Here is a 16,954-nt window from a genome sequence, read left to right as displayed (position 1 = left end):
ATTATTCGCATAAAAATAGAAAACAAGCCTTTTTAGTGGCAATATTTTGTTTTATCTACAACGAGTGACCTGAATCAACTGGTCCGAATGATCAAGAAAACCGCCCGTCATCCCATGCGTGCGGGCTCTTTGATCAGCATAGACAATCAGGTCGCCACATCCGTTAGCCTGGAGTTCTACACATGCATCCCCGCGTTCTTGAGGTCACCGAACGGCTTATCGCCCGCAGCCGCGCCACGCGTCAGGCTTACCTTGCGCTGATTCGCGGCGCTGCAACTGACGGGCCGATGCGCGGCAAACTGCAATGCGCCAACTTCGCCCACGGCGTGGCCGGGTGTGGCAGCGAAGACAAGCACAGCCTGCGGATGATGAACTCGGCGAACATCGCAATTGTTTCGTCATATAACGACATGCTCTCGGCGCACCAGCCGTACGAAGTCTTCCCGGAACAGATCAAGAACGCCCTGCGCGAAATCGGTTCGGTCGGCCAGTTCGCCGGCGGCACGCCTGCCATGTGCGACGGCGTGACCCAGGGCGAGCCGGGCATGGAGCTGAGCCTGCCGAGCCGCGAAGTGATCGCGATGTCGACGGCGGTGGCGCTGTCGCACAACATGTTCGACGGCGCGCTGATGCTCGGCATCTGCGACAAGATCGTGCCGGGCCTGATGATGGGCTCCCTGCGTTTCGGTCACCTGCCGACGATTTTCGTCCCGGGCGGGCCGATGGTCTCGGGAATTTCCAACAAGGAAAAAGCCGACGTGCGGCAGAAGTACGCCGAAGGCAAGGCGACCCGTGAAGAGCTGCTGGAATCGGAAATGAAGTCCTACCACAGCCCCGGCACCTGCACTTTCTACGGCACTGCCAACACCAACCAGTTGCTGATGGAAGTGATGGGCCTGCACCTGCCGGGCGCATCGTTCGTCAACCCGAACACCCCGCTGCGTGAGGCCCTGACTCGCGAAGCGGCGCATCAGGTCACGCGCCTGACCAAGCAAAATGGCAACTTCATGCCGATCGGCGAAATCGTCGACGAGAAGGCGCTGGTCAACTCGATCGTCGCGCTGCACGCCACCGGCGGTTCGACCAACCACACCCTGCACATGCCGGCCATCGCCATGGCGGCGGGCATTCAACTGACCTGGCAGGACATGGCCGACCTCTCCGAAGTCGTGCCGACCCTGAGCCACGTTTATCCAAACGGCAAGGCTGACATCAACCACTTCCAGGCAGCGGGCGGCATGTCGTTCCTGATCCGCGAACTGCTCGAAGCCGGTCTGCTGCACGAAGACGTCAACACGGTGCTCGGCCACGGCTTGAGCCAGTACACCAAGGAGCCGTTCCTCGATAACGGCAAACTGGTGTGGCGCGAAGGCCCGACTGAAAGTCTCGACGAAAACATCCTGCGTCCGGTGGCCCGTGCGTTCTCGGCGGAGGGCGGCTTGCGCGTGATGGAGGGCAACCTCGGTCGCGGTGTGATGAAGGTGTCCGCCGTGGCGCTGGAAAACCAGATCGTCGAAGCGCCGGCCATGGTGTTTCAGGATCAGCAGGATCTGGCCGACGCCTTCAAGGCCGGTTTGCTGGAGAAGGATTTTGTCGCGGTGATGCGCTTCCAGGGCCCGCGCTCCAACGGCATGCCGGAACTGCACAAGATGACGCCGTTCCTCGGCGTGCTGCAGGATCGCGGCTTCAAGGTGGCGCTGGTGACGGACGGGCGCATGTCCGGCGCGTCGGGGAAAATCCCGGCGGCCATCCACGTCAGTCCCGAGGCTTATGTAGGCGGCGCTTTGGCGCGCGTGCAAGAGGGCGATATCATCCGCGTCGATGGCGTCAAAGGCACTTTGGAACTCAAGGTGGACGCTGCCGAATTCGCAGCGCGCGAACCCGCCAAAGGCCTGTTGGGCAACAACATCGGCAGCGGTCGCGAACTGTTTGGCTTCATGCGTTTGGCCTTCAGCTCGGCGGAGCAGGGCGCCAGCGCCTTCACTTCTGCCCTGGAGACGCTTAATTGAAACTGGCTTTGGTCGGTGACATCGGAGGCACCAACGCGCGGTTCGCGTTGTGGAAAGATCAGCAGCTCGAATCGGTTCAGGTGCTGGCCACGGCCGACCATGCCAGCCCGGAAGAGGCGATCAGCCTCTATCTGAGCGGGCTCGGTCTGGCGCCGGGCGCCATCGGTTCGGTGTGCCTGTCGGTGGCGGGGCCGGTGAGCGGCGATGAATTCAAGTTCACCAACAACCACTGGCGCCTGAGCCGCAAGGCGTTCTGCCAGACCTTGCAGGTCGAGCAGTTGTTGCTGATCAACGACTTCTCGGCGATGGCGCTGGGCATGACCCGTTTGCAGCCCGGCGAATTCCGCGTGGTCTGCGAAGGCACGCCGGAGCCATTGCGCCCGGCGGTAGTGATCGGCCCGGGCACTGGCCTGGGCGTCGGCACCTTGCTTGATCTCGGCGAAGGGCGGTTTGCCGCGTTGCCGGGCGAGGGCGGTCACGTCGATCTGCCGCTGAGCAGTCCGCGTGAAACCCAGCTCTGGCAGCACATCCACAACGAAATCGGCCACGTCAGCGCGGAAACCGCGTTGAGCGGCGGCGGCTTGCCGCGGGTCTACCGTGCGATCTGCGCGGTGGATGGTCATGAACCGAAACTCGATACACCGGAAGCCATCACTGCGGCGGGACTTGCAGGCGACCCGATTGCCCTGGAAGTGCTGGAGCAGTTCTGCTGCTGGCTCGGTCGCGTGGCCGGCAACAACGTGCTGACCACGGGCGGCCGTGGCGGGGTGTACATCGTGGGCGGCGTGATTCCACGTTTTGCCGATTTCTTCCTCGAAAGTGGTTTCGCCCGCAGCTTTGCCGACAAGGGCTGCATGAGCGATTACTTCAAGGGGATTCCGGTGTGGCTGGTGACGGCGCCGTATTCCGGGCTCGTCGGTGCAGGAGTGGCGCTCGAACAGGAGGGCTGAAGATCGTTCCCACGCTCCGCGTGGGAATGCAGCCCGTGACGCTCCGCGTCACTGGACGCGGAGCGTTCCTTGATACATTCCCACGCAGAGCGTGGGAACGATCGGTCTACACATCAGGCATAATCCGCCCAATTCCAACAACAAGGATGCCTTCGAAGTGAGCTCAGTCAACAAGTCGATTTTGTTGGTCGATGACGACCAGGAGATACGCGAGTTGCTGGAAACCTACCTGACCCGCGCGGGTTTTCAGGTACGGGCCACGGCGGATGGCGCCGGTTTTCGTCAGGCGCTCAATGAAGCGCCGAGCGATCTGGTGATCCTCGATGTGATGCTGCCCGATGAAGACGGCTTCAGCCTGTGCCGCTGGGTGCGCCAGCATCCGCGTCAGGCCCAGGTGCCGATCATCATGCTCACCGCCAGTTCCGACGAAGCCGACCGGGTCATCGGCCTGGAGCTCGGCGCCGACGATTACCTCGGCAAACCTTTCAGCCCCCGCGAACTGCAGGCCCGTATCAAGGCCCTGCTGCGCCGCGCCCAGTTCGGCCAGGAACGCGGCGGCAGTGACGTGCTGGCGTTCGATGAGTGGCGGCTGGACATGGTCAGCCATCGGCTGTTTCACACCGACGGCGAGGAAGTGATTCTGTCCGGCGCCGACTTCGCCCTGCTGAAACTGTTCCTCGATCACCCTCAGGAAATCCTCGACCGCGACACCATCGGCAACGCCACCCGAGGCCGCGACCTGATGCCCCTCGACCGCATCGTCGACATGGCCGTCAGCCGTTTGCGCCAGCGTCTGCGCGACACCGAAAAACCGCCACGGCTGATTCGCACCGTGCGTGGCAGCGGCTACCAGCTGGCAGCCAATGTGGTTGCCGGCAATGGTCACTGAGTTCCTGCGCACCACCGCGCGCAAAGTGCCGATGCCGCGTTCGCTGCTCGGGCGGATGCTGCTGCTGACGTTGCTCGCGGTGTTGTTCGCCCAGACCCTGTCCAGCGTGATCTGGGTTTCCCAATTGCGCGCGACCCAGCTCGAAGGGCTGGTCACCAGCGCCCGCAGCCTCGCCCATTCGATGACCGCCAGCGTCAGTTACTTCCGCTCGTTGCCGGTGGCCTATCGACCGTTGGTGCTCGACCAATTGCGCAGCATGGGCGGCACGCGTTTTGTGGTGACGCTGAACGACAAACCGCTGGGCATGGAAGTGCTGCCGGTGACGCCGCGCAAGGCCGCGGTGTTGAAAGCGGTGGATGAAGTGCTGCGTCAGTCGCTGGGCCAGGACACCGACATCCTGGTGACCTTCGTCAGCCCTGATGACTTACGGATCTTCAACGCCGGGTTGAAACTCGATGAGTTACCGCGTTCGTGGGCGCATTACGCGTTGACCCTGGAACCGGTGAATCCGCCGGTGCTGGTGACCCAGATTCAGTTGGCGCCGGGTGAATGGCTGTACATCGCCTCGCTGCTGCCCGAGCCCTACACCAGTCTGGAAGAGCAGGGCCTGCCGACTCAGCAGGTGTGGTTCATCGTCTTCACCAGCGGTTTTCTGTTGTTGTTCATCGGTCTGCTGGTGCACTGGCAGAGCCGGCCGCTCAAGCGTCTGGCGCGAGCCGCGCGGGATTTGTCGCTGGGCGCCGACGTCGAGCCGGTGGCCGAGGGCGGCGGCAGTGAAGTGGTCGAAGTGGGCCGCGCCTTCAACACCATGCGCGAACGCATCAGCCGTTACCTGACCGAGCGTAGTCAGTTGTTCAGCGCGATTTCCCATGACCTGCGCACGCCGATCACCCGTTTGCGACTGCGGGTTGAACTGCTGGAAGACGAACAACTGCAAACCAAGTTCGGCCGTGACCTGGATGAATTGGAGCTGTTGGTCAAAGGCGCGCTGCAATGCGTGAAAGACACCGACATCCACGAAAACATCGAGCCGGTGGATCTCAATCATGTACTCGACTGCCTGGTGGAACCGTATCTGGCGCCCAACGGCAACGGCCGCGTGACCCAGCAGGGGCGGGCGCTGGCGGCGTATCCGGGCAAGCCACTGGCGCTCAAGCGCTGCATCGGCAACCTGATCGACAATGCGTTGAAGTACGGGCAGAACGCGCACTTGCACATCGATGACGACGAAAGCGCATTCGTGCTGCATGTCGACGACGAAGGGCCGGGCGTGCCGGAGCAACGGCTGGAGCAGGTGTTCGAACCGCACTTCCGGTTGGCGGGGCAGCAGCAGGGTTACGGTCTCGGTTTGGGGATCGCCCGCAACATTGCCCATAGCCATGGCGGTGAAGTGACGCTGCAGAACCTGCGCGAAGGCGGATTGCGCGTGACCCTGCAATTGCCGCGTTCGGTGGATTGATCTGATTGTCACCGCTCGGTGACAAAACCCGCCCCCTTCGTTACAAGCCCCTCCCGGCCCGTTGTTTAGACTGCCCGCAGTCATAACAACAAAAAAGGCCACCCATGGATCATTTCAATCCGGGCTTCAGCAGTTGGCTGAACGCCCCTGCCCACCAGCAATGGCTCGCCGACGAAGGCCTGCGTCTGCTGGCATTTGCCAAGGCTTCCCGATTGCCCGAAGGCTTCGGCAATCTCGATGAGCGCGGCCAGCTCCAGGCCGGCGCGCAAGCCGAAACCATGAACACCGCGCGCATGACCCACAGCTTCGCCATGGCCCACATTCAGGGCCTGCCGGGATTCGCCGAACTGGTCGATCACGGCATCGCGGCCCTGCGCGGCCCGTTGCGTGATGCGCTGCACGGCGGCTGGTTCGCTGTCGCAGAACACCGTGACGGCAACACCGGCAAGAACGCCTATCTGCATGCTTTCGTCGCCCTCGCGGCCAGTTCCGCTGTGGTCGCCCAGCGTCCCGGCGCGCAGGCGTTGCTGGATGACGCCATCGACATCATCGACACGTATTTCTGGAGCGAAGAAGAGGGCGCCATGCGCGAATTCTTCAATCGCGACTGGCGCGAAGAGGAAGCCTATCGCGGCGCCAACAGCAACATGCACGCCACCGAAGCCTTCCTTGCGCTGGCCGATGTCACCGAAGACCCGCGCTGGCTGGTGCGTGCGCAGCGCATCGTCGAGCGGGTGATCCACGGTCATGCCGCTGCCAACGATTACCTGGTGATCGAGCACTTCGACCGAGACTGGCAACCGCTGCGCGAATACAACCACGACAATCCGGCCGACGGTTTCCGTCCCTACGGAACCACGCCGGGCCATGGTTTCGAGTGGGCGCGGCTGTTGCTGCACCTCGAAGCAGCGCGGGTCCAGGCCGGCATGCTGACGCCCGGCTGGCTGGCCACCGACGCGCAAAAGCTGTTCGAGCAAAACTGCCGCCATGGCTGGGACGTCGATGGTGCGCCGGGCATCGTCTATACCCTCGACTGGAACAACAAAGCGGTGGTGCGCCATCGCCTGCACTGGACCCACGCCGAGGCCAGCGCTGCCGCCAGTGCCTTGCTCAAACGCACCGGCGATGCGCAGTACGAAACCTGGTATCGCCTGTTCTGGGAATTTTGCGAAACGCATTTCATCGACCGCTGCGACGGCAGTTGGCATCACGAACTCGACCCGCAAAACCGCCCAAGTGCCGATATCTGGGCGGGCAAACCGGATCTGTACCACGCCTGGCAGGCTGTTCTGATTCCACGTCTGCCGCTGGCACCGAGCATGGCCAGTGCTCTGGCACACCTGTCTCGAAGCGTTCCTGTGTAACCATATGGTGACATTCGCGCGTCCCTTCGTTACCTGCGGGGGGAAACGCTCTGTTTAAACTCGTGTGCAGCGCAAGCACCAGACTTGCATGCATAACAACAAGAAAGGTACATCTCAGATGAATGCGATTTCTCGCCTCGCTACTGTCATTTCTGTCGCCTCCCTGTTCCCGCTCGCTGTGCTGCCCCTGAGTGTTTCCGCTGCCGAATCCAAAGGTTCGGTGGAAGTCGTGCATTGGTGGACGTCCGGTGGCGAAAAAGCTGCCGTCGATGTGCTCAAGGCACAAGTCGAGAAAGACGGTTTCACCTGGAAAGACGGCGCTGTCGCCGGCGGTGGCGGTGCGACTGCCATGACCGTGCTGAAGAGCCGCGCGGTAGCCGGCAACCCGCCGGGCGTCGCCCAGATCAAAGGCCCGGACATCCAGGAATGGGCGTCGACCGGTCTGCTCGATACTGACGTCCTGAAAGACGTTTCCAAGTCCGAGAAGTGGGACAGCCTGCTCGACAAGAAAGTCTCCGACACCGTGAAGTTCGAAGGTGATTACGTGGCCGTGCCGGTGAACATTCACCGCGTGAACTGGCTGTGGATCAACCCGGAAGTCTTCAAGAAAGCCGGTATCGAAAAAGCCCCGACCACCCTCGAAGAATTCTACGCCGCCGGCGACAAGCTGAAAGCGGCGGGCTTCATCCCGCTGGCCCACGGCGGTCAGCCTTGGCAGGACAGCACCGTGTTCGAAGCGGTCGTGCTGTCGGTGATGGGCGTTGATGGTTACAAGAAAGCCCTGGTCGACCTGGACAACGCTGCCCTGACCGGCCCGGAAATGGTCAAGGCCCTGACCGAGCTGAAGAAAGTCGCGACCTATATGGACCAGGACGGCAAAGGCCAGGACTGGAACCTGGAAGCGGCCAAGGTCATCAACGGCAAGGCCGGCATGCAGATCATGGGTGACTGGGCCAAGTCCGAATGGACCGCCGCCAAGAAAGTCGCCGGCAAGGACTACGAGTGCGTAGCCTTCCCGGGCACCGACAAGGCGTTCACCTACAACATCGACTCGCTGGCCGTGTTCAAGCAGAAGGACGCGGGCACCGCAGCCGGTCAGCAGGACATCGCCAAAGTCGTGCTGGGTGAAAACTTCCAGAAAGTCTTCAGCATCAACAAGGGCTCGATCCCGGTGCGTAACGACATGCTCGCCGACATGGGCAAGTACGGTTTCGACTCCTGCGCCCAGACCGCTGCCAAAGACTTCCTGGCAGACGCCAAGAACGGCGGCCTGCAACCGAGCATGGCGCACAACATGGCGACCACGCTGGCCGTGCAGGGTGCGTTCTTTGATGTCGTGACCAACTACATCAACGACCCGAAAGCCGACCCGGCCGACGCTGCCAAGAAACTCGGCACTGCCATCAAGGCTGCCAAGTAACGTCAGCGTAGAGCAGCTGTAAGCTTCAGGTCGCGCATCGGCCTGAAGCCTGCAGTTTGCAGCGGTCCTTCATCTTCTTTACTGGATCTTCCCATGAGTTCTGTTGCTGTGTTCAGCAAGGCCTCGCCGTTCGACGCATTGCAGCGCTGGCTACCGAAACTGGTGCTGGCGCCGAGCATGTTCATCGTTCTGGTGGGCTTCTATGGCTATATCCTCTGGACGTTTGTCCTGTCGTTCACCACGTCGACCTTCCTGCCGAACTACAAGTGGGCAGGCCTGGCGCAATACGAGCGCCTGTTCGACAACGACCGCTGGTGGGTGGCGAGCAAGAACCTGGCCGTGTTCGGCGGCATGTTCATCGGCATCACTCTGGTCATCGGCGTGCTGCTGGCAGTGTTCCTCGACCAGCGCATCCGTCGCGAGGGCTTTATCCGCACCATCTACCTGTACCCGATGGCGCTCTCGATGATCGTCACCGGTACCGCGTGGAAATGGCTGCTCAACCCGGGCATGGGCCTGGACAAATTGCTGCGGGACTGGGGCTGGGAAGGCTTCCGTCTCGACTGGCTGATCGACCCGGATCGCGTGGTGTATTGCCTGGTGATCGCGGCGGTCTGGCAGGCCTCGGGCTTCATCATGGCGATGTTCCTCGCCGGTCTGCGTGGCGTTGATCAGTCGATCATCCGTGCCGCTCAGATCGATGGCGCGAGCATGCCGCGCATCTACTGGAAAGTGGTGCTGCCAAGTCTGCGTCCGGTGTTCTTCAGTGCAGTGATGATCCTGGCGCACATCGCGATCAAGAGCTTCGACCTGGTAGCGGCCATGACGGCCGGCGGCCCGGGTTATTCCTCCGATTTGCCGGCGATGTTCATGTACTCGTTCACCTTCAGCCGTGGACAAATGGGCATGGGTTCGGCCAGTGCAATCCTGATGCTCGGTGCGATCCTCGCGATCATCGTGCCTTACCTGTACTCCGAGCTGAGGACCAAGCGTCATGACTAGTCTCGCTTCGAAACCCGCCATCAGCCTGAGTCGCGTTGCGATCTACGCGGTGCTGATCCTCGCGGTCCTGCTGTATCTAGTACCGCTGGTGGTCATGCTGCTGACCAGCTTCAAGACCCCGGAAGACATCTCCACCGGCAACCTGCTGAGCTGGCCGACCGTGGTCAGTGGCATCGGCTGGGTGAAAGCCTGGGCGACCGTTGACGGCTACTTCTGGAACTCGATCAAGATCACCGTTCCGGCCGTGATCATCTCCACCGCCATCGGTGCGTTGAACGGTTATGTACTGTCGTTCTGGCGCTTCCGTGGTTCGCAGCTGTTTTTCGGCCTGTTGCTGTTCGGCTGCTTCCTGCCGTTCCAGACCGTGCTGCTGCCGGCCTCGTTCACCCTCGGCAAGATGGGCCTGGCGAGTACCACCACGGGCCTGGTGTTCATCCATGTGGTCTACGGTCTGGCGTTCACCACGCTGTTCTTCCGTAACTACTACGTGAGCATTCCGGATGCGCTGATCAAGGCGGCACGTCTCGATGGCGCGGGCTTCTTCACGATCTTCCGCCAGATCATCCTGCCGATGTCGACGCCGATCATCATGGTCTGTCTGATCTGGCAGTTCACCCAGATCTGGAACGACTTCCTGTTCGGCGTGGTGTTCTCCAGCGGTGATTCGCAACCGATCACGGTGGCGCTGAACAACCTGGTCAACACCAGCACTGGGGCCAAGGAATACAACGTGGACATGGCGGCGGCGATGATCGCCGGGCTGCCGACCCTGCTGGTCTATGTGGTCGCAGGCAAGTATTTCGTGCGCGGGCTGACGGCCGGCGCAGTCAAGGGGTAATCATGGCTACGCTCGAACTTCGCAATGTAAACAAGACCTACGGTGCCGGCCTGCCGGACACCCTGAAGAACATCGAACTGTCGATCAAGGACGGTGAGTTCCTGATCCTCGTCGGGCCTTCGGGCTGCGGCAAGTCGACCCTGATGAACTGCATCGCCGGCCTGGAAACCATCACCGGCGGCGCGATCATGATCGGCGACCAGGACGTCAGCGGCATGAGCCCCAAGGATCGCGACATCGCCATGGTGTTCCAGTCCTACGCGCTGTACCCGACCATGAGCGTGCGCGAGAACATCGAGTTCGGTCTGAAGATCCGCAAGATGAGCCAGTCGGCGATCGACGAAGAAGTCGCCCGCGTGGCCAAGCTTCTGCAGATCGAGCACCTGCTCAATCGCAAGCCGGGCCAGCTCTCCGGCGGCCAGCAACAGCGCGTGGCGATGGGCCGTGCCCTGGCACGTCGGCCGAAGATTTATCTGTTCGACGAACCGCTGTCCAACCTCGACGCCAAGCTGCGCGTCGAGATGCGCACCGAAATGAAACTGATGCACCAGCGCCTGAAAACCACCACGGTCTACGTGACCCACGACCAGATCGAAGCGATGACCCTGGGCGACAAAGTGGCGGTGATGAAGGACGGGATCATCCAGCAGTTCGGTACGCCGAAAGAGATCTACAACGACCCGGCCAACCTGTTCGTGGCGAGCTTCATCGGTTCACCGCCGATGAACTTCATTCCACTGCGCCTGCAACGCAAGGACGGCCGTCTGGTGGCGCTGCTCGACAGCGGCCAGGCCCGTTGCGAATTGCCGATGGCGATGCAGGACGCCGGACTCGAAGACCGCGAAGTGATCCTCGGCCTGCGCCCGGAGCAGATTGTCCTGGCCAATGGCGAGGGCAATGGCTTGCCGAGCATCAAGGCTGAAGTGCAGGTCACCGAGCCGACCGGTCCGGACACCCTGGTGTTCGTCAACCTCAACGACACCAAGGTCTGCTGCCGTTTGGCGCCGGATGTGGCGCCGCAGGTGGGTGAGACCCTGACCCTGCAATTCGATCCGTCGAAAGTGCTGCTGTTCGATGCCAAGTCCGGCGAGCGCCTGGGGGTTGCGGGCCTGCCGAAAACCGAGTCGCACAGCGCCAACGTGGCCCAGTTCAAGGGTCGCTGATCAACAAATGCGGGAGCGGGCTCGCCCGTTTCCGCAGGGAGCACGCGGTGCGTGGCCTGTCGCGCGCCGCATCAGATGTAAACCGCGTTAAATAAGAAGAACAGTTAATAACAATAAAACGAGGATGTAGGGATGAAGAAGAACAACAACGCTCAGCGAATCGGCCAGTTGTCAGCGGTTGCGGCAATGATGCTGGCCGGCAGCGTCCACGCGGCTGACGCGTTCAGCTCCGATTCGGAGTGGATGACCGGGGACTGGGGTGGCGAACGTACCAAGCTGATCGAGCAGGGTATCGACATCAAGATGGACTACGTCGGTGAGGTGGGCGGCAACCTTCACGGCGGCTACAACAACGACAAGACGGCGCGTTACTCCGACCAGTTCGGTCTGGGCGTGGCGCTGGACCTGCAGAAACTGTGGGGCTGGGACAACACCCAGGCCAAGATCCAGCTGACCAACCGTAATGGCGAAAACATTTCCAACGATCGTGTTGGCGATCCGCGTGCCGGCACACTCAGCTCCTCGCAGGAAGTCTACGGTCGTGGCCACATGGTGCGTCTGACCCAGTTGTGGATCAAACACCAGTTCTTCGACAACAAACTCGACGTCAAGGCCGGTTACTTCGGCGAAGGCGAAGACTTCAACACCTTCCCGTGCGAGTTCCAGAACCTGGCGTTCTGCGGTTCGCAAGTGGGCAACTGGGCGACCAACATCTGGTACAACTGGCCGGTCAGCCAGGCGGCGATTCGCGTCAAGTACAACATCAACGACGAGCTCTACGCGCAGATCGGTGCGTACAACCAGAACCCGTCGCAGCTGGAACACGGCAACGGCTTCAAGTTGAGCGGCAGCGGCACCAAAGGCACCGTGTTGCCAGTAGAGCTGGTCTGGTTGCCAAACCCGAACGGCCTGCCGGGCGAATACCGTGTCGGTTACTACAAGAGCACGGCCGATGCCAACGACGTTCGCGAAGACGTCAACGGTTTCGACGCGGCGACCACCGGTGATGCTTACCGTACCCACAGCAGCAAGCACGGTTACTGGTTCGTTGCACAGCAGCAACTGACCAGCCACAACGGTGACAAGAGCCGTGGTCTGAACATTGCCGCCAACGCCACGTTCCACGACAAGGACACCAACTTCATCGACAACTATCAGTCCGTGATGTTTGTGTACAAAGGCCCGTTCGACGCGCGTCCGAAAGATGACGTCGGTATCGGTGCGGCACGCATTCACGTCAACAATGACGTGAAGAAAAACGCCGAACTGCTCAACGTCGCCAACGGTGTTTCGGACTACGACAATCCGGTGTTCTCGCCGATTCGTGAAACCGAATACAACTACGAGATCAACTACGGCTTCCACGTGACCAACTGGCTGACCGTGCGCCCGAACCTGCAATACATCACTCATCCGGGCGGTGTGGATGAAGTGGATAACGCTTTGGTCGCTGGCCTGAAAATTCAGTCTACGTTCTGACGCGTCTGCGATAAGCTCCTCTCTATGTGCGCATATTTGCGGACAGCCAAGGCTGTCCGCTTTTTTTTGGACAGGGGTGTCGCAGCCCATGAAAGTTGAATCTGGAACCGTGGCCCATGCATGAGCATCCGCTGCAACGCTTCTTCAAATCCCTGCGCGAACGACCGGTGTTCGCCTGGGAGCGCTATCAGATGCGCGATGTGCTGGTGATCGATCATCCGCTGTGTCAGGCGGTGTTCAGTCGTCAGGGCGCGCAGTTGCTGCACTTTCAGCCGCGCGGGCAAAAACCGTGGCTGTGGTGCGCCGCGAAGTGGCCGCATGTCGGCGCGATCCGTGGCGGCGTGCCGGTGTGCTGGCCGTGGTATGGCCGTCACCCGAGCGAAAACGCGTGGCCGTCCCATGGCTGGGCACGCCTGCTGGACTGGAAACTGCTTGACAGCAGCAGCGCCGAGGACGGCGTGCGCCTGCATTGGCAATTGCAGCTGTGCGACTGGCAGGTGGACCTGCATGCGCACCTCGGTGAACGCATGGAATTGCGCCTGAGCACCGAGCATCAGGACGACATGCCGTGCCAGTTGAGCCAGGCTTTGCACGCTTACTGGCGTATTGGTGACGTGAGTGAGATAGCGCTGTCTGGGCTCGAAGGGGCGCAGGGTTACGACCAGTTGAACCGCGAGGTTTGCCAGCAGGAAGGCGAGTTGCGGGTTGATGGCGGCTGTCAGCGAGTGTTCCAGCACGACGGCGAGTTGCAGCTCAAGGATCACGCCTGGCAGCGCGAGTTGTGCATCGATACCGGTGACAGCGCGGACACGGTGGTGTGGCATCCGGGTGCGCGGCCGCTGTTGGGCGTGAGCTGGGACGAGATCTCGGAGTTTGTCTGTGTTGAAGCGGCGGCGGGCGGCACCGACAGCCTGCATCTGGCGCCGGGGGAGAAGGCGCATTTGAGTTTGCAGGCGTGGGCTGGGGCCTAGTTGTGCGTTGTGGCTGCTGGCCCTATCGCTGGCAAGCCAGCTCCCACAGGTTTTATGGGTGTTCGCGAGTTTAATGTTCGGCGCGGACACTGTGGGAGCTGGCTTGCCAGCGATGAGGCCGGATCATTCAATAAAGATTCTTCGGGCCTCAGTTGAACTCGTCACCCACCGGATACCGGCTCGCATTCAAGCTCTCTTTGATCTTGCGCAGATGCGGCTGGAAATCCACCCCGCGACGCAGCGTCATACCCGTCGCCAACACATCCAGCACGGTCAACTGAATGATCCGTGAGGTCATCGGCATATAGATGTCGGTGTCTTCCGGCAGCGGAATATTCAGGCTCAGGGTACTGGCCTTGGCCAGCGGTGAGTTCTCGGCGGTCAGGCCGAGCACCGAAGCGCCGTTCTCCCGGGCGATGCGCGCCACTTCCACCAGTTCGCGGGTGCGCCCGGTGTAGGAAATGATCACGAACAGCTCGCCGGTGTGCGCCACCGAGGCAATCATGCGTTGCATCAGCACATCGGCGTGGGCCGTCACCGCCAGGTTGAAACGGAAGAACTTGTGCTGCGCATCCAAAGCTACCGGAGCCGAAGCGCCGAGGCCGAAGAAGTGGATCTGCCGGGCCTGGATCAACAGGTCGACGGCGCGGCTGATCAGGTTCGGGTCCAGCGCCTGGCAGGCGCTGTCCAGGGATGCGATCGCACTGCCGAAAATCTTCTGCGTGTAAGCCTCGGGATTGTCGTCGGCTTCTACCGCACGGCTGACATACGCCGCGCCGCTGGCCAGGCTCTGGGCCAGTTGCAGCTTGAGTTCGGGGTAGCCGCTGACACCGAACGAACGGCAGAAACGGTTGACCGTCGGCTCACTGACCGACGCCGCCTGGGCGAGGGCGGCGATGCTGAAGCGGGTGGCCTGCTGTGGGTTGAGCAGGATCACTTCGGCGACTTTGCGTTCGGCCTTGTTCAGCTCTTCAAGGCGACTCTGGATCTGTTCCAGTAAATTTCGCACGCGGTCCATAAGAATTCCTAGATTCACCGGCGCCGATAAGCGCGCGGCTATGCAAATTGGGCCTTTGATGTGGCCCGTGACGGTGGCCTATCCTACTGATGGCTCCGACCGACCACCACTCGGAATCTGTATTTTGCGAAAATGTTGTGGTTATTACTACATTTTCCCTTGAGTGATGCCTTGAAAAAAGGTATTTGTAGCTTAACTTGATAAAAGAACAAACATCATGCCTTCGATTACGGTTGAACCGTGCACCTTCGCCTTGTTCGGCGCCTTGGGCGATCTGGCCCTGCGCAAGCTGTTTCCTGCCCTTTATCACCTCGATGGCGCCGGCCTGCTGCACGAGGACACGCGCATTATCGCACTGGCCCGTGAGGCGGGCACCGAGCAGCAGCACCTGGCGTTCATCGCCGCCGAGCTGCGCCGTTACGTGGGCAAGGAACTGGACGAGGCCGTGGCCGAGCGCTTTCTGGCGCGCCTGACCTACCTGCACGTCGACTTCCTCAAGGCTGAAGATTATGTGGCGCTGGCCGAACTGGCCGGCAGCACGCAACGCATGATTGCCTACTTCGCCACCCCGGCGGCGGTGTACGGCGCGATCTGCGAGAATCTGGCGAACGTCGGTCTGGCGGAAAACACCCGCGTGGTGCTGGAAAAACCGATCGGCTCCGACCTCGAATCCTCGCGCAAGGTCAACGACGCCGTGGCGCAGTTCTTCCCGGAGAACCGCACCTACCGCATCGACCACTACCTGGGCAAAGAAACCGTTCAGAACCTGATCGCCCTGCGTTTCGCCAACAGTCTGTTCGAAACCCAGTGGAACCAGAACTACATCTCCCACGTGGAAATTACCGTGGCCGAGAAGGTCGGTATCGAAGGCCGCTGGGGGTACTTCGACAAGGCCGGCCAGCTGCGGGACATGATCCAGAACCACCTGCTGCAACTGCTCTGCCTGATCGCCATGGACCCGCCGGCCGACCTGTCCGCCGACAGCATCCGCGACGAGAAGGTCAAGGTGCTCAAGGCCTTGGCGCCGATCAGTCCGGAAGGCCTGACCACGCAAGTGGTGCGCGGCCAGTACATCGCCGGGCACAGCGAAGGCAAGTCCGTGCCGGGCTACCTCGAAGAGCCGAATTCCAACGCCCAGAGCGACACCGAAACCTTTGTCGCCCTGCGTGCCGACATCCGCAACTGGCGCTGGGCCGGCGTGCCGTTCTACCTGCGCACCGGCAAGCGCATGCCGCAGAAACTGTCGCAGATCGTCATCCACTTCAAGGAACCGTCGCACTACATCTTCGCCCCCGAGCAGCGCCTGCAGATCAGCAACAAACTGATCATCCGCCTGCAACCGGACGAAGGTATTTCCTTGCGCGTGATGACCAAGGAGCAAGGCCTGGACAAGGGCATGCAACTGCGCAGCGGCCCACTGCAACTGAATTTTTCCGACACCTGGCGCAGCGCTCGAATCCCCGATGCCTACGAGCGGTTGTTGCTGGAAGTGATGAACGGCAATCAGAACCTGTTTGTCCGTAAAGATGAAATCGAAGCCGCGTGGAAATGGTGTGACCAGCTGATCGCCGGGTGGAAAAAATCCGGTGACGCGCCCAAGCCTTATGCGGCCGGGTCGTGGGGGCCGATGAGCTCCATTGCATTGATCACGCGGGACGGGAGGTCGTGGTATGGCGATATCTGATGTGAAACTGCCCGAGGGCGTGAATGCCCATGAATTCAAGAGCCCGGTGCTGCTCGCCGAAGGCCTGGCGCTGAATGTCGCCAAGCAATTGAGCGAAGCGTTGGCGGCACGCGGCAACGCCGTGCTGGTGGTGTCCGGCGGCCGTAGTCCGGTGGCGTTTTTCCAGCACCTGGCCAAGCAGGAACTGGACTGGTCGAAGGTCGTCGTGACCCTCGCCGACGAACGCTGGGTGCCGGTCGAACACGCCGACAGCAACGCCGGTCTGCTCAAGCAGTATCTGCTCAAGGGCCCGGCGGCCAAGGCGCAGTTCCTCAGCCTTTACAGCGCGGCGGCCAACGTCGAGCAGGCTGCGGAGCAGGCCGATCGTTTGCTCGCCGAGTTGCCGCCCATCGACGTGCTGGTGCTGGGCATGGGCGATGACGGTCACACCGCCTCGCTGTTCCCGGACAGCCCGAACCTGGCCGAAGCCCTGCAAGCCGACGGCACCCGTCGCTGCTGGCCGATGCTCGCGCCGAGTGTGCCGCGTCAGCGCCTGACCATGAGCCGTGCACTGCTGGCGTCGGCGAGGCACAAGATTCTGTCGATTTCCGGTCAGTCGAAACTGACCACCCTGAATGCCGCACTGGCATCCAACGACGTCGCCGCCATGCCGGTTCGCGCGTTTCTGCAACCTACGTTAGAGATTTACTGGTGCCCATGAGCCAAGGA

At 61.5% G+C, this 16,954-nt stretch carries 14 protein-coding genes; 13 read left to right on the top strand and 1 reads right to left on the bottom strand.

Features of this window, described 5'->3' with window-relative positions:
• Positions 1-182 precede the first annotated feature (182 nt).
• The 11 genes from edd to ACTJK7_RS05600 all read left to right on the top strand — a co-directional run bounded on the left by edd (position 183) and on the right by ACTJK7_RS05600 (position 13,544).
• On the top strand, positions 183-2,009 hold the full coding sequence (gene edd / locus ACTJK7_RS05650) for a phosphogluconate dehydratase (RefSeq protein WP_064383733.1): 1,827 nt from the start codon (positions 183-185) through the stop codon (positions 2,007-2,009).
• Positions 2,006-2,959, top strand: a complete 954-nt coding sequence (locus ACTJK7_RS05645) for a glucokinase (RefSeq protein WP_440779832.1) — start codon at positions 2,006-2,008, stop codon at positions 2,957-2,959. The genes edd and ACTJK7_RS05645 overlap by 4 nt, the downstream gene beginning before the upstream one ends.
• Positions 2,960-3,116: 157 nt before the next feature.
• Positions 3,117-3,848, top strand: coding sequence for a response regulator (locus tag ACTJK7_RS05640; RefSeq protein ID WP_064383731.1), 732 nt, complete (start codon positions 3,117-3,119; stop codon positions 3,846-3,848).
• 31 nt (positions 3,849-3,879) lie between these two features.
• On the top strand, positions 3,880-5,307 hold the full coding sequence (locus ACTJK7_RS05635) for an ATP-binding protein (RefSeq protein ID WP_199913035.1): 1,428 nt from the start codon (positions 3,880-3,882) through the stop codon (positions 5,305-5,307).
• A gap of 104 nt (positions 5,308-5,411) precedes the next feature.
• On the top strand, positions 5,412-6,671 hold the full coding sequence (locus ACTJK7_RS05630; protein ID WP_108563066.1) for a D-mannose isomerase: 1,260 nt from the start codon (positions 5,412-5,414) through the stop codon (positions 6,669-6,671).
• A 118-nt stretch (positions 6,672-6,789) separates the two neighbouring features.
• A complete protein-coding gene (locus tag ACTJK7_RS05625) occupies positions 6,790-8,091 on the top strand; it encodes an ABC transporter substrate-binding protein (RefSeq protein ID WP_007951167.1) in 1,302 nt (433 codons plus the stop codon).
• Between the two features lie 93 nt (positions 8,092-8,184).
• Positions 8,185-9,093: a carbohydrate ABC transporter permease gene (locus tag ACTJK7_RS05620; protein WP_011335609.1), complete on the top strand. Its 909-nt coding sequence runs from the start codon at positions 8,185-8,187 to the stop codon at positions 9,091-9,093.
• A complete protein-coding gene (locus ACTJK7_RS05615) occupies positions 9,086-9,931 on the top strand; it encodes a carbohydrate ABC transporter permease (RefSeq protein WP_011335608.1) in 846 nt (281 codons plus the stop codon). Before ACTJK7_RS05620 ends, ACTJK7_RS05615 begins: the two co-directional genes overlap by 8 nt.
• Before the next feature lie 2 nt (positions 9,932-9,933).
• On the top strand, positions 9,934-11,094 hold the full coding sequence (locus ACTJK7_RS05610; RefSeq protein ID WP_064383728.1) for an ABC transporter ATP-binding protein: 1,161 nt from the start codon (positions 9,934-9,936) through the stop codon (positions 11,092-11,094).
• A 132-nt stretch (positions 11,095-11,226) separates the two neighbouring features.
• Complete coding sequence (locus ACTJK7_RS05605) at positions 11,227-12,573, top strand: carbohydrate porin (protein WP_064383727.1); 1,347 nt, start codon at positions 11,227-11,229, stop codon at positions 12,571-12,573.
• 116 nt (positions 12,574-12,689) lie between these two features.
• Positions 12,690-13,544, top strand: a complete 855-nt coding sequence (locus ACTJK7_RS05600) for a D-hexose-6-phosphate mutarotase (protein ID WP_085654836.1) — start codon at positions 12,690-12,692, stop codon at positions 13,542-13,544.
• Between the two features lie 148 nt (positions 13,545-13,692).
• Here the strand turns inward: ACTJK7_RS05600 and ACTJK7_RS05595 are convergent, their stop codons facing one another.
• Entirely contained in the window at positions 13,693-14,553 is an 861-nt protein-coding gene (locus ACTJK7_RS05595) for a MurR/RpiR family transcriptional regulator (RefSeq protein ID WP_169842436.1), read from the bottom strand.
• A gap of 226 nt (positions 14,554-14,779) precedes the next feature.
• Between ACTJK7_RS05595 and zwf the strand changes: the two genes are divergently transcribed.
• The gene (zwf, locus tag ACTJK7_RS05590; RefSeq protein ID WP_011335604.1) at positions 14,780-16,246 is read left to right on the top strand and encodes a glucose-6-phosphate dehydrogenase; all 1,467 of its coding nucleotides are present in this window, start codon (positions 14,780-14,782) and stop codon (positions 16,244-16,246) included.
• Entirely contained in the window at positions 16,233-16,946 is a 714-nt protein-coding gene (gene pgl / locus ACTJK7_RS05585) for a 6-phosphogluconolactonase (RefSeq protein ID WP_064383725.1), read from the top strand. The genes zwf and pgl overlap by 14 nt, the downstream gene beginning before the upstream one ends.
• Positions 16,947-16,954 lie beyond the last annotated feature (8 nt).

The organism is Pseudomonas sp. 22085 (genome assembly GCF_052045815.1).
Taxonomy (GTDB): Bacteria; Pseudomonadota; Gammaproteobacteria; order Pseudomonadales; family Pseudomonadaceae; genus Aquipseudomonas; species Aquipseudomonas glycinae.
This window is presented reverse-complemented; position numbering and strand designations above follow the sequence as displayed.

Bases quoted from the DNA above. Each gene is read 5' to 3' on its own strand.
- pgl (WP_064383725.1), top strand. From the start codon at position 16,233: ATGGCGATATCTGATGTGAAACTGCCCGAGGGCGTGAATGCCCATGAA.
- ACTJK7_RS05610 (WP_064383728.1), top strand. From the start codon at position 9,934: ATGGCTACGCTCGAACTTCGCAATGTAAACAAGACCTACGGTGCCGGC.
- zwf (WP_011335604.1), top strand. From the start codon at position 14,780: ATGCCTTCGATTACGGTTGAACCGTGCACCTTCGCCTTGTTCGGCGCC.
- ACTJK7_RS05615 (WP_011335608.1), top strand. From the start codon at position 9,086: ATGACTAGTCTCGCTTCGAAACCCGCCATCAGCCTGAGTCGCGTTGCG.
- ACTJK7_RS05635 (WP_199913035.1), top strand. From the start codon at position 3,880: ATGCCGCGTTCGCTGCTCGGGCGGATGCTGCTGCTGACGTTGCTCGCG.
- ACTJK7_RS05630 (WP_108563066.1), top strand. From the start codon at position 5,412: ATGGATCATTTCAATCCGGGCTTCAGCAGTTGGCTGAACGCCCCTGCC.
- edd (WP_064383733.1), top strand. From the start codon at position 183: ATGCATCCCCGCGTTCTTGAGGTCACCGAACGGCTTATCGCCCGCAGC.
- ACTJK7_RS05600 (WP_085654836.1), top strand. From the start codon at position 12,690: ATGCATGAGCATCCGCTGCAACGCTTCTTCAAATCCCTGCGCGAACGA.
- ACTJK7_RS05625 (WP_007951167.1), top strand. From the start codon at position 6,790: ATGAATGCGATTTCTCGCCTCGCTACTGTCATTTCTGTCGCCTCCCTG.
- ACTJK7_RS05605 (WP_064383727.1), top strand. From the start codon at position 11,227: ATGAAGAAGAACAACAACGCTCAGCGAATCGGCCAGTTGTCAGCGGTT.
- ACTJK7_RS05620 (WP_011335609.1), top strand. From the start codon at position 8,185: ATGAGTTCTGTTGCTGTGTTCAGCAAGGCCTCGCCGTTCGACGCATTG.